Genomic DNA, 12,563 nt, shown 5'->3' on the forward strand with positions numbered 1-12,563 from the left:
CAGCACCTCTTCCTTTTCAAATTTTGAAGGGAATGGCTGTCCTGTGTGGATCACCATTCCCTCTTTTGTGAGTTCTTTTCGTAGTGAAGCCCCAGCTTCCCGAGTAAAAATGCTGGTGCGTCAAATACTAGAACTCTTCTAAAAATCAAGCGCCTTTTTTCTTGTTCTTCTTTTTATCAAGATCAGGGAAATTGCCTTTTTTGACTTCTTCTTCATACCATTCTGTATAGTGGTCCTTTGCCCACCAGGCAGGAACTTCACCGGTAATGACGCCGGTATATCCTGGCCTTGAATTCTTGTGAATGACGCTGAGGTAAATATGGCCGACTACTACAGCGATGGCCAACCCGAAGCCGACATTATGAGCCACATATGCCCATTGGACAACAACTTTCGGGAACAGCGCAGGGAACCACATAGGGAATCCTGAACCAATGATCAGAATCGCAGTCATAATCTGAATGATTGAATTGATTTTCTCCCCAGCGTTAAAGAAAGTTTGTTTTACATGCTTGAACTTGAAGCCGAATAGTTCTTTAACAAACTCTGTGAAAAATTGCAGGTCTCTCTTTTTCCAGGTAATAAGCTCTTTGCCCCAGTGCATCAAGCCTTTCGGATCCATGATCAGCCAGATGAAGGTAGGCGTGATGAAGGTGATCGCGAAAATCCTGTGGAGCATTCGCGCCCCTGCTGGCCCGCCAAGCACTGGATACAGCCAGTCAAACCATTCTGTATACATTGGCAACGCCGTGATATAGAGTGCGAAGAAGGAAATGGCGTTAACAGCATGCGAAATGACAAAACCTTTTGAGAAACGTTTAACCTTCACATCCGATTTTTGTGGTTTACTCATGGCTGCCGCCTCCATCCTCTTCTCGTTCTTTACCTTCCTTGTTGAATAACTTGTTGGTGACAAAAGCACCCACGAGTGCCATGCTTGTTGCACCAAGCATCATTTTTCCGATTGGCTGTGCGTAATCCTTCCAGACAACTGCAGATGTCGGAACCTTCGGCTTTTCAGGCAATCCATAAACGGAAGGCCTTTCAGCCAGCACATAGATCGTATGTGTGCCGCCGACTCCTTCTGGATTGTAGATCATCGCGTTAGGGAAGCGTTCCTTGATTTCGCTCATGCGCTTTTCAGCTTTCTTCAGCATTTCGTCTTTGGTCCCGAATTCCATTGCATCCGTATGGCAGGTTGTGACGCAGGCTGGCTGCATGCCCTCCTCAAGACGGTCCACGCACATCGTACATTTCTGCGCCTTCTTGTACTCCTTGCCACTTTTGTCTTTATACGTTGCCAGTTGGACAACATCAAATGGACAGTTCTGGACACAATAGCCGCAGCCCACGCATTTATCTGTGTTTACATCGACAGTGCCAAACTCTGTATAGTGCATGGCATCCTCAGGACATACCTTTACGCAGGCAGCTTCAGAGCAATGGAAACAGGATGAGTGACGGAAAAGGTATTCAAGATTGCCCTTTCCGTTTTCGTGTTCAATGAATGACAACACGTTCCATGTGTTAGCCGTGACATTCGCATGTGACTGGACGCTTCCCTGGAATGCTTCCGGTTCAGCGGGAAGATCGTTCCAGTTTTTGCAGGCAACCATGCATGCGCGGCAGCCGTCACACTTGGTCACGTCGACAAATTTTACATACTCCGCCTTCGCCATTAGTCAGCCCTCCTTACGTTGCAGAGGAATGCCTTATATTCAGGGATCATCGTGTTTGCGTCCCCGATATGAGGTGTTAAGCGGTTTGCTGTATCCCCTGTTGCATATCCTTTATATCCGAAGTGCCATGGCATGCCGATCTGGTGGACCTTTTTGCCATTGACGGTATGCGGCTTGAAGCGCTTCGTCACCATTGCGTACGCTTTGACCTCACCACGGGCTGAGGTGACAATGACCTGATCCTTGTTCTTGATGCCTTTTTCCTTCGCTAGCTCTTCGCTCATTTCGATATACATATGGCCAGCAAGCTCTGATAGCCATTGCTGGTTGCGTGTCATCGATCCAGATTGCCAGTGTTCACTTACTCGATAGGTGGTCGCAACAATTGGGAATTGTTTCTTCGATCCTTTTAGATTGAACTCGCCGTCCCATACCTTGATCGTCGGATTGAATTCCTGGCTAGAGAATACATTCGGCACAGGGCTTTCAAATGGTTCATAGTGTTCCGGGAATGGTCCGTCTGCCAAAGTCGGTGCAAAGATTCCTCCCAGGCCGTTCGTCTGCATGATGAATGGGTTTGTTCCTCCCTTTTCAGCAGGGGAAACCACTGCTTTAAAGTCAGGAACGTCGTTTCCAACCCATTTCTTCTCAAGCGAATCCCACCAGATGACTGCTTTGTCCTTATTCCATGGCTTACCGCTTGGATCTGCGGATGCACGGTTATAAAGGACGCGCCTGTTCATCGGCCAAGCATAAGACCAATTCAAGAAGTTGCCCATTCCAGTATCTTTGTTGTCGCGGCGTTTTGACAGGTTCTGTCCATCAGCTGGGTAATATCCAGAATAAATCCAGCATCCAGAACTTGTGGAACCATCATCAGCAAGATTGCCGAAGTTTTCTACCTGCTTGCCAGTTGCTGTGTAAGAGCCGTTGATTTCCTTCGCAATCATATCGAAGTCTGGATGGTCATGATCCCCGTAGTTCCAGTAGATTGCATTGATTGGTTTTGCTGCAGCTGAGCTTTCGTTCTTGTACATGCCCTTCAACCGCTGCATAAGCATATGCATGATTTCTAAATCCGCTTTAGCTTCGCCTTTAGGCTCGATGGCCTTCCAGCGGTATTGCATCCAGCGGCCGCTGTTTGAAACCGTACCTTCTTTTTCATAGGAAGAGGCTGCAGGAAGCAGGAATACTTCTGTGTCAATCTTCGACGGGTTGCTGCCCGCTTCTTTTTGCCAGAAAGCAGATGTTTCTGTTTCCCAAAGGTCAACTGCTACCATCCATTTCAGATTGCTAAGTGCTTCTTTTTCCTTACCGGCGTTAGGACCGCCGACAACAGGATTTGTTCCAAACAGGAAGGCTCCTTCCAGCTCGCCCTTGTACATTGCGTTGAACAGTGCGATATGGGAGTAGTTTTTGTTTCCTTTTGGAAGGTACTGATAGCAGAATTCATTGTTCTTTGTTGCATTAGGGCCGTACCATGCCTTCAATAAGCTGACGATGAATTTTGGTTTGTTGCTCCAGTATCCTGATTTAGGTGTTTCTTTTTCCAGAAAAGCTTTCAATGTCGCATTTTCAGGAATTTCAGTAGGCGCATTCAGATATCCTGGCAGCTGGTGGAACAATAATCCGAAATCGGTTGAACCTTGTACGTTGGATTCACCGCGAAGCGCGTTGACGCCGCCGCCTGGCATCCCGATGTTTCCTAGCAAGAGCTGAAGCATTGCGTATATACGGACATTCTGTGTACCTACTGTATGCTGGGTTGTACCCATTGCATATAAAATCGTCCCTGCTTTGCCCGGCTTTCCAGTTGAACAAAATGTCTCTGCTACCTTCAGGTAATCTTCCTTTGATGTACCTGTCACTGTTGTCACTGTATCCACGTCATAGCGGGAATAGTGCTTCTTCATAAGCTGGAATACGGAACGTGGATGTGTCAGGGTCTCATCTTTTATGCCGTTGCCTTCTTCATCCGTTTCGAAAGCCCAGGTTGACTTGTCATAAGCGCGTTTTTCTTTGTCATAGCCGCTGAACAAGCCGTCATTAAAAGTAAAGCCTTCTTTTACTATCAGGCTAGCATTTGTATATTTAGCAACATATTCCTTGTGATATAGATTGTTTTCAATCGCATAGTTGATCAAGCCGCCCATGAACGGGATATCCGTTCCTGAACGGAGCGGAGCATAATGGTCAGCCTGTGACGACGTTCTTGTGAAACGCGGATCGACTGAAACGATTTTCCCTCCGTTTTCCCTTGCTTTCATCAGCCATCTGAAGCTGATCGGATGGTTTTCAGCAGGATTAGCTCCAATGATCAACGCACAATCTGTATGCTGCAGATCATTCCAATGGTTAGTCATTGCTCCACGACCAAATGAAGGTGCCAGACCGGCAACCGTTGAACTATGTCATATTCGTGCCTGGTGCTCTAGATAGGTGACACCAAGCCCTCTCATCATTTTCGCGAGCAAATACGTTTCTTCGTTATCAAGTGCAGCACCGCCAAGACTGGCGATCGCTTCCGTTTTATTGACAAACATACCGTTCGATTTATCAATGAACGTTTTGTCTCGTGTTTCTTTCACGCGTTTGGCGATGGTATCAAGCATCCATCCCCAGTCCTTCTCTTCCCACTTATCACTGCCAGGTGCGCGATAACGCGGCTTCAGGACACGTTTATCTGAAGTGAATAATTGTCTGATCGTCGTCCCTTTACTGCAAAGACTTCCTTCATTGATGGGATGATCCGGATCCCCTTCCGTATATACCACATCATTGTTTTTCGTATGGACTAAAATACCACAGCCCACAGCGCAGTATGGACAAATGGTTGGTGTTACAGTAGCTTTGGCAATCTTGAATTCTTTTGTTTTCGCATGGACTTCTTCTTCATTGAAGCCAAGCTCGATCACCGCCAGGGTTGCCGCAGTGGCACCTGACAGCTTCAAGAACTGCCGGCGATTCAGGTTGATTTCAACCATTTCTCTCTCTCCTCTCAAAAAGTTGCTAGAACATCCCTAACCCCACAGGTGCATCAATTCAGTACTTGCTGGGCTTCCCCCCTTTCAAGAAAAGCGCAAGCGCCTTGGTCAGCCCCGACAAGCGCTGGAGGGCCGACCGGTGAAGTCGTTCTTTGACTTCATCGGGCGGAACGAAGCGACTCGAGGGGCTAGGCGCTGGAGCTGGACAATACTCGAAGTGGAGATTATATCCCCCCGGCGGATTCAAATCATCATTGATCCTTCCCGCTGATGTATAGATGGACGCCATTTTTCCGCGCAAGTAGCCCACAACCTCAATGTTGAGGAATCGGGCCAGCTGAACAGCCTGCTTCGTTGCCGCAGTCCGCGAGCCAATGACAGCAATTCCAAACTTCGCTGCTTTTGAGAGCATTTCATATGAAACTCTTCCCGTCGTCAGCAAGACAAGCCGGTCAGGATGCAATCGCTTACGGATTGCGTGTCCGATAATTTTATCAACCGCATTATGCCTGCCAATATCTTCACGGACTTCAATGCTGCCATCCTCAAGGATGATGCAGGCACCATGCATGCCCCCTGTTTCAAGGTACAACGGCGAATTTTGCGCGAACTCTGCTCGTTTTTTCAATAAATAGGTCAATGAGTAGCTTTCATCGGAATCCACTCTGTTGAATTTCTTCACGTCTGTCATCGAAAAGAATGTAACGCCACGGCCGCAGCCTGCTGTATAATGCTTTTTCTTCGAAAACATCTGTTCAGGATCAAAGGAATTGCACAGGGTGACATCCAATGTTCCTGTCTTTTCGCTGAAATGAACACTCACAACATCTTCCGCTCTATCGATCAATCCTTCTGAATAAAGGTAGCCATACACCCAATCTTCAAGGTCCTGGTTTGTCAGCTGGAAAACAGCGATTTCATATCCATTTAATTTAAGATTGATCGGATATTCTTCTGGACAGCCTTTCTTGTTCATTTTGTTCACCCCTTATGTGGTCAATCTTCCTACGAGACCCAGTGCAGCACTCGGATTCTTCCTTCTATGTTAGAAAGAATGAAAATGAAAGACTGTTAAAAATCTCACAAACTGGTAATTGGACATTAAGAAATTAATAAAGATAGTTACTATGGGCAAAAGAAAAATACCCCCACACCTTTATTTTAAGGGGGATTCCTTGATTTAACTGCTTAAATTGTGACAATTCTATAGCTGAAAAATGTCGATTATTTTAACAAACTCTTTTGGAAGCAAGAAAGTTCCAGTTAGGCGATTTCCCATACTCATGCTAAGACAAATGATTTTTTCCCACAGTAACTTTCATCACGGTAACATTACTGCCGCCCTCCACAATGAACAGAGATAGCCATCCCACACTAGACACCGCCAACCACCAAAACGGAAAATCCAAATCATTGTCTAATTCCATGGAATTGGTATAATCATAAGAAAGCATAAACAAGAAAAACCACCACACTACCGCATCACAGCACTGGGGGTCAGACCCCCGCTGATGCACCGCGGTGAAGCGTCGGGGGTCTGACCCCCAGTGCGTTAATTGGGTAAAGTGTTTGGCTGGCGATTTGAAATGGAGGTATTTTGATGACGTTGAAAAAGGTTTTGACTATTGCGGGTTCTGATACGAGCGGCGGCGCTGGGATTCAGGCTGATTTGAAGACGTTCCAGGAGCTTGGGGTTTATGGCATGACTGCCCTGACGACTGTCGTAACAATGGATCCTAAAAAGCACTGGCACCATGAAGTGTTCCCTCAGCCAGTTGAATTGGTTGAAAAACAGCTTGAAACAATCCTTTCAGTTGGAATTGATGCGATGAAGACCGGAATGCTGGGAACAGTGGAAATCATCGAGCTTTCTGCGCGTAAAATCGATGAGTACAAGCTGGGCAAGGTTGTCATCGACCCTGTCATGGTGTGCAAGGGCGAAGACGAAGTACTTATGCCTGAGAACACAGATGCGATGAGAGAATTGCTTCTTCCTAGAGCAACAGTTGTCACTCCAAACCTATTTGAAGCTTGGCAGCTTGCACAGACTGGTCCAATCCGCACAATTGATGACATGAAAGAAGCTGCAGCCAAGATCCATGACCTTGGCGCTAAGAACGTCATGATTAAGGGCGGAAGTAAGCTGAACCATGAAAAAGCTGTCGACCTTCTTTATGATGGAAAAGACTTCACACTTTTCGAATCTGAAAAAGTGGAAACAAGCTTCACGCATGGTGCTGGCTGCACATTCGCGTCGGCCATCACTGCACAGCTTGCAAAGGGCAAATCTGTTCCTGAAGCATTGGATGTTGCTAAAAAGTTCATCACAGAAGCGATCAAGCATGGCTTCCGATTGAATGAATACGTCGGCCCAACAGCCCACCTTGCGTATAACAAATTCGCAGACGGCAACAGAGGCGAATAAGCAGTAAAAGCGCAATCTACCATTGCGCTGCATAATAAAAAGGATGGCAGCCGCCATCCTTTTTTAATTTCCACTATGACGATGAAGAATCCCCTGTAACAAAAATAAAGACCCATCACCTGACATTCTCAAGAGTGAAGCTATAGGAATGCCTGATTAACACTTTTTGTAAGTATCTTCAAGCATACATTTCGCATTCAGAACAATTTTTTAGTATTATGGATATATCGATTTTTTAACATATAAGGCTGACGATTCGGCTAATATAAAGTAAAACTTCAATGAGATTGCTGCGTGGGATTCTGACTGGTTGAACCTGATTCTCGGGAAAGGTGTCCTAATACCAGCCTCTTTTTGACAGCTTGACCTTGATTCTCGGGAAAACTGTCCCAATAACGGCCTCTTTCTGACAGCTTGAGCTTGATTCTCGTGAAAGCTGTCCTAATACCAGCCTCTTTCTGACAGCTTGACCTTGATTCTCGGGAAAACTGTCCCAATAACGGCCTCTTTTTGACAGCTTGACCTTGATTCTCGGGAAAACTGTCCCAATAACGGCCTCTTTCTGACAGCTTGAGCTTGATTCTCGGTAAAGCTGTCCCAATAACGGCCTCTTTCTGACTGGTTGAGCTTGAATCTCGTGAAAGCTGTCCCAATAACGGCCTCTTTCTGACAGCTTAAGCTTTGATCACGGGAAAGCTGTCCAAATGTGAGTATATCTTGAAAGGAGGAATCATTTATGGATCCGGTTATTGTGCAAGAAGTCCAGGCTGCCCTGGACGGCTTTAAAGACAAGGACGTCTATGTCCATTTAGAAACAACAAATGGCGCATATGCTTCTCATAACAATGAGTCATTTTTTTCATCCGGTGCTTACATCCGCAACGCGAAGGTTACATATGAACGCGCGAAGATTACTGGAGAAGGACCATACCGTACGGGATTGAAAATTCCATTAGGCTGGATTTATGCTGAAGGAATCACTCACTTCGAAATTGATGCACACGGAAGGCTGCTGCTTGCAGGCCACGACTTTAGCGGAAAGCTCGCAGTCGCCCTGCAAATCAGCGAAACACCGTTCGAATAATATCGCTTTGAACAGGCTGGCTGAAAGGAGAGATTTTACCATGGAAAAAGAAAGACATGTACTCGTCGTGTTTCCTCATCCAGATGATGAAGCATTTGGCGTTTCCGGCACGATTGCATCCCATGTGAACATGGGGACACCCGTCACTTATGCCTGCCTGACACTCGGCCAGATGGGAAGAAATATGGGGAATCCGCCATTTGCGAACAGAGAAACACTTCCAATCATACGTAAACAAGAATTAAAGGAAGCGGCCCGCGCACTTGGGATTTCTGATTTGAGGATGCTTGGATTCCGTGATAAAACGGTAGAGTTTGAGGATGAAGATAAGCTGACCAACTTGATGTCCTCATTGATCGCCGAACTGAATCCTTCGCTGGTCATTACCTTCTATCCAGGCTATTCTGTCCATCCGGACCATGAAGCAACAGGCGCCGCGGTAGTGCGCGCAGTTGAAAGAATGCCTGAAGCGGACAGACCGAAATTGCACTGTGTTGCATTCTCAAGGAATTGCGTGGAAGAATTGGGGCAGCCCGATATTGTCCATGATATCAGTGCTGTAGCTGATGTTAAGATTGAGGCAATGAAGGCCCATCGCTCCCAGACCGAGCTGATGCTTGCTGACATGGCAGATAAGCTGAAGGATAAGGATCCAGCTACGTTGGCCTGGATCAATAATGAACGCTTTTGGAACTATAAGTTTTGATGAAATCCACCTTCTTAGGTGGATTTTTTTATTGATGGACATTATTTTCTTTCATATATCCCTTCAATCATCAATCCCTTTACAAAAACTACTTCGTCTGCCGACTTTCCCTTAATACTCCACACAGATTCTTTAAATCCAAGGAATCTGCTGTTATCTGTTTTCCCGATTAAACGATCAGGTTCAAAATTCCGGTCACCATTCACATAAAAATTTTTATAGGTTTCATAGCCAGAATGGAACTCCTTGTTTTTATAAACTAAAGTACCTTCAGATTTCGTTTGATAAACTTCCAAATTCGCATCATAGATAAATAGACAGCTAACTAATACGAGCGGCAAAATGATCAGTACCAGCCACTTTTTCTTTTTCGACAAAAAATCACTTCCTATCATGCACCTTCAGGGTAATCGTTCTTGCTTAAATCCCATAGAACTAAATTCCTCAAAAAAGCCGAAATCCCTTCTTTCTTCTTTCTTCTTCCTTATCCATTCTCTTGTCCTCTAAATCGAATCCAATTCAAATATGACCTTTATCACAGGCTCTTCAAAATATAGACACATCGCGTTCATATAGCTTTCACAAATCCACCATTGTTGTGTGAACTGCATCACACTTTTCACCCCTTATCTCACGCTACGATGTTAATGAAATAAATTAAAGGGGGGCACAAAGTGATGCAAAAAGCTTTAATAAGTTTTATCATCAGCGCTTTGATCGGTCTCGGGCTCGGTTACGCTGCATTTGAAGTGGTTGGCGAGAGCGATGATCAGGCATCTGAGACAGCAAAAGAGAAAACAGATCAATCTAAGCCAGCGAGCGGTACCAAGGAAGAGGAACAAAATGATCAGCCAACAGCTGAAACAGTATCTGCTGACGACAGCATCCTAAAGTCAAAAGGCTGTCTTGGCTGCCATTCTGTCTCTGCCTTGAATCTAAAGGGCGGCGCAACTGGACCGGATTTATCAAAAGCGTTTGAAAATGTGGAAGGAAAACACGGAAAGCCCATTAACGAGTTTTTAAAAGAGCCTACATCGGCAGTCATGTCAGGTGTGATTGGCGGAAATCCACTATCAGAAGAAGAGATTGCCGAAGTGGTCAAACTGCTTGAGGAAGCATCTAAAAACTAATAAATAACAAGGTGGTGCAAGGTTAATGAAAAAATGGATTCCTATTGCCTCGGGACTCGCTACCGGGCTACTGGCAGCAACTGTGTTCTTCGCAGATTTTTCTCCAGGCAACCGAAGTGAAGCGGTGGCTGACAGCAGCAAAAACAAAACAAATGCTGAAAAGGTATATGTACCATTCGGTGAAAAAGATGAATATTATTTGTTCGCATCAGGCGGCCACTCAGGACAGATGTTCATCTATGGTGTCCCTTCCATGCGGCATATCAGAACAGTGCCGGTATTCAGCCAGGATTCTGCAACTGGATACGGCTTTGATAATCACTCAAAAGAAATGATGGGCGACTATACATGGGGTGATCTACACCACCCTGCATTCTCTGAGACTAATGGTGATTATGATGGAAAGTACATGTTTGCTACTGACGTTGGAAACAGCCGTGCCGCAGCGATGAACCTTGAAACGTTTACTGTCAAGGACATCATTGATGTTCCAAATACAAGCGGGCCACACTGTGCGGCCTTCGTTACTCAAAATACTGAATATATGTTCCTTCCAACCCGATTTGCTGTACCGATTGGGAAAGAGTATGCGCCACTTGATGAATACAGCGATAAATATCGCGGAGTCATGTCCGCTGTTACCTTCGATGAGAAAACAGAAAAATTGAACATTGCCTATCAAGTCGCTCTTCCACCTTGGTCCTATGATCTTTCCGATGCAGGAAAGAAAGAATCTGGTGACTGGGCAGTTATGACTACTTATAACACTGAAGAAGCAACTACGAATCTTGAAATTAACGCCTCCCAAGCAGACCGTGACTTCATCGTTTTATTTAACTGGAAAGAGCTAGAGAAAATGGTCAAGGACGGAAAGTATGACGAAGTGACAGGCCAAAAGATGATATTCCCTGAAAAACATAAAGGCGGAATTTACTTGGTTCCTGTAGCCAAATCTCCTCACGGCGTAGATGTAACTCCTGATGGCAAGCACTTTATTGCATCTGGAAAATTAGCCCCTTCAATGACAGTCTTCTCTTTTGAGAAAGCATTCAAGGCAATTGAAAACAAAGAATTTGCAGGCGAACGCAATGGCATTCCAATCATAAAGTATGAATCCATCATGGAAAGAGAAGTAAACCCTGAAAATGCCTTAGGGCCGCTTCATACTCAATTCGATGAAAAAGGCTTAGCCTACACAACTATGTTCATTTCTTCTGAAATCGTTAAATGGGATCCTAAAACAGGAGAAACCTTAGACCGGGTTCCTGTACAGTACTCTCCTGGACACTCTGTTGCCGCTGAAGGTGATACAGTCGCACCAGATGGAAAATACCTCATCGCGTTGAATAAAATCGCGAAAGACAGCTATCTTTCCGTAGGCCCTTCACATCCTGAATCCATGCAGCTGATCGACCTGCGCGGAGAGAAAATGGAAATCATCCAGTCTGCACCAGTGAACCCTGAACCACACTATGCGCAAATGATCAAGGCAGATAAAATCAAGACGATCACCGTATACCCTAAGGATGAAAAGAATCCTGATGCAGTATACAGCCAAGAAAAAACACGAATCGAACGCAAAGGCAATGAAGTCCATGTTTACGGAATTGCCATGCGATCAAAATTCCTTTTTGACGCTAAAGCTAAAAGACCTGACCAAATCGAGGTAAATAAAGGTGATAAAGTATTCATCCACCTGACCAACATCGATTTCGACCAGGACATCACCCACGGCTTCGCGATCAATGGCTACAATTTAAATATGGAAGTTCAGCCTGGACAGACAAATACCGTTGAATTCACAGCTGATAAAGCCGGGACATTCCCGATTTACTGTACGAACTTCTGCTCAGCATTGCATCAAGAAATGACAGGCTACTTCCTTGTGAAACCATAATCTAAACAACAGACAAATGAGGGTATCATCAGCTGTTGATACCCTCCCTCCTTTTTTGCAAACTGCCGTTTAGGCTTTCGAAAGGCGTGATGACGATGGCTGGAAAAAGACTATCAGTTCTTTCATTCGGATTGATTGCTGCAGCCGCTATACTGATTGCCGCATCTCTATTTTTCCCATGGTGGGGCATGGAGTTTTTCGCTCCGCAGTACCCGGAAGGGCTGAATATCATTGTATATCCTGATCAATTGCAAGGCGAAATCGATATCGTGAATGGACTTAACCACTATATTGGCATGAAAGGCTTCAGCGAAGAAAATTTCCCTGAACTTAACTACCTTAAATATTTAATTAGCGGACTGGCCGCACTAACACTTATCACTGCCATCCTTAGGAGAAAAATAGTCCTTTATTTCCTAATTGGGATTTTTGCTATTGGCGGATCACTCGGTGTCTGGGATTTACGCCGCTGGCTCCATGATTTCGGCACAGATTTAAGCCCGACAGCACCGATTAAAGTTGATCCATTTGTACCGCCGATTCTCGGGGAGAACACGCTCGCAAATTTCATTACAAACAGCTACCTTGGAACGGGTTCTTTTTTAGTAATAGCAGCATTCATTTTGATTCTCATTCCAATTTGGAAGGATCGTTGACC

Annotated in this window: 11 protein-coding genes; 6 read left to right on the forward strand and 5 right to left on the reverse strand. The window is 45.2% G+C overall.

The genetic code is table 11. The features are described from left to right. Positions 1-145: 145 nt before the first annotated feature. The 4 genes from AABM38_RS23430 to fdhD form a co-directional block, all read right to left on the reverse strand. Positions 146-853 (reverse strand): formate dehydrogenase subunit gamma, encoded by a 708-nt coding sequence (locus tag AABM38_RS23430; RefSeq protein ID WP_423408532.1) that lies wholly within the window; start codon positions 851-853, stop codon positions 146-148. Continuing rightward, positions 846-1,679 (reverse strand): 4Fe-4S dicluster domain-containing protein, encoded by an 834-nt coding sequence (locus tag AABM38_RS23435; RefSeq protein ID WP_423408533.1) that lies wholly within the window; start codon positions 1,677-1,679, stop codon positions 846-848. The genes AABM38_RS23430 and AABM38_RS23435 overlap by 8 nt, the downstream gene beginning before the upstream one ends. Continuing rightward, entirely contained in the window at positions 1,679-4,654 is a 2,976-nt protein-coding gene (fdnG, locus tag AABM38_RS23440) for a formate dehydrogenase-N subunit alpha (protein ID WP_423410829.1), read from the reverse strand. Before fdnG ends, AABM38_RS23435 begins: the two co-directional genes overlap by 1 nt. 67 nt (positions 4,655-4,721) lie before the next feature. Next, positions 4,722-5,639, reverse strand: coding sequence for a formate dehydrogenase accessory sulfurtransferase FdhD (gene fdhD / locus AABM38_RS23445; protein ID WP_423408534.1), 918 nt, complete (start codon positions 5,637-5,639; stop codon positions 4,722-4,724). A gap of 624 nt (positions 5,640-6,263) precedes the next feature. On the opposite strand from fdhD, the gene pdxK reads away from it, so the two are divergent. The 3 genes from pdxK to bshB2 all read left to right on the forward strand — a co-directional run bounded on the left by pdxK (position 6,264) and on the right by bshB2 (position 8,878). Next, complete coding sequence (gene pdxK / locus AABM38_RS23450) at positions 6,264-7,088, forward strand: pyridoxine/pyridoxal/pyridoxamine kinase (protein WP_423408535.1); 825 nt, start codon at positions 6,264-6,266, stop codon at positions 7,086-7,088. Between the two features lie 736 nt (positions 7,089-7,824). Further along, positions 7,825-8,172: a YojF family protein gene (locus AABM38_RS23455; RefSeq protein ID WP_423408536.1), complete on the forward strand. Its 348-nt coding sequence runs from the start codon at positions 7,825-7,827 to the stop codon at positions 8,170-8,172. Between the two features lie 40 nt (positions 8,173-8,212). Further along, entirely contained in the window at positions 8,213-8,878 is a 666-nt protein-coding gene (gene bshB2 / locus AABM38_RS23460; RefSeq protein ID WP_423408537.1) for a bacillithiol biosynthesis deacetylase BshB2, read from the forward strand. A 41-nt stretch (positions 8,879-8,919) separates the two neighbouring features. Here the strand turns inward: bshB2 and AABM38_RS23465 are convergent, their stop codons facing one another. Beyond that, the gene (locus AABM38_RS23465; protein WP_423408538.1) at positions 8,920-9,255 is read right to left on the reverse strand and encodes a hypothetical protein; all 336 of its coding nucleotides are present in this window, start codon (positions 9,253-9,255) and stop codon (positions 8,920-8,922) included. 300 nt (positions 9,256-9,555) lie between these two features. On the opposite strand from AABM38_RS23465, the gene AABM38_RS23470 reads away from it, so the two are divergent. From AABM38_RS23470 to AABM38_RS23480, 3 genes are all read left to right on the forward strand, one after another. After that, positions 9,556-10,008, forward strand: coding sequence for a cytochrome C (locus AABM38_RS23470; RefSeq protein ID WP_423410830.1), 453 nt, complete (start codon positions 9,556-9,558; stop codon positions 10,006-10,008). Positions 10,009-10,033: 25 nt separating this feature from the next. Beyond that, positions 10,034-11,905, forward strand: coding sequence for a Sec-dependent nitrous-oxide reductase (gene nosZ, locus AABM38_RS23475; RefSeq protein ID WP_423408539.1), 1,872 nt, complete (start codon positions 10,034-10,036; stop codon positions 11,903-11,905). A gap of 95 nt (positions 11,906-12,000) precedes the next feature. Beyond that, positions 12,001-12,561 (forward strand): hypothetical protein, encoded by a 561-nt coding sequence (locus AABM38_RS23480; protein ID WP_423408540.1) that lies wholly within the window; start codon positions 12,001-12,003, stop codon positions 12,559-12,561. Positions 12,562-12,563: the final 2 nt, after the last annotated feature.

It is taken from the genome of Heyndrickxia sp. MSNUG (assembly GCF_049532715.1).
GTDB lineage: Bacteria > Bacillota > Bacilli > Bacillales > Cytobacillaceae > Mesobacillus.

What these genes read in the sequence shown, in the direction of transcription:
- pdxK (WP_423408535.1), top strand. Translation starts at nt 6,264, where the DNA reads ATGACGTTGAAAAAGGTTTTGACTATTGCGGGTTCTGATACGAGCGGC.
- AABM38_RS23480 (WP_423408540.1), top strand. Translation starts at nt 12,001, where the DNA reads ATGGCTGGAAAAAGACTATCAGTTCTTTCATTCGGATTGATTGCTGCA.
- fdhD (WP_423408534.1), bottom strand. Translation starts at nt 5,639, where the DNA reads ATGAACAAGAAAGGCTGTCCAGAAGAATATCCGATCAATCTTAAATTA.
- AABM38_RS23455 (WP_423408536.1), top strand. Translation starts at nt 7,825, where the DNA reads ATGGATCCGGTTATTGTGCAAGAAGTCCAGGCTGCCCTGGACGGCTTT.
- nosZ (WP_423408539.1), top strand. Translation starts at nt 10,034, where the DNA reads ATGAAAAAATGGATTCCTATTGCCTCGGGACTCGCTACCGGGCTACTG.
- AABM38_RS23430 (WP_423408532.1), bottom strand. Translation starts at nt 853, where the DNA reads ATGAGTAAACCACAAAAATCGGATGTGAAGGTTAAACGTTTCTCAAAA.
- bshB2 (WP_423408537.1), top strand. Translation starts at nt 8,213, where the DNA reads ATGGAAAAAGAAAGACATGTACTCGTCGTGTTTCCTCATCCAGATGAT.
- AABM38_RS23470 (WP_423410830.1), top strand. Translation starts at nt 9,556, where the DNA reads ATGCAAAAAGCTTTAATAAGTTTTATCATCAGCGCTTTGATCGGTCTC.
- AABM38_RS23435 (WP_423408533.1), bottom strand. Translation starts at nt 1,679, where the DNA reads ATGGCGAAGGCGGAGTATGTAAAATTTGTCGACGTGACCAAGTGTGAC.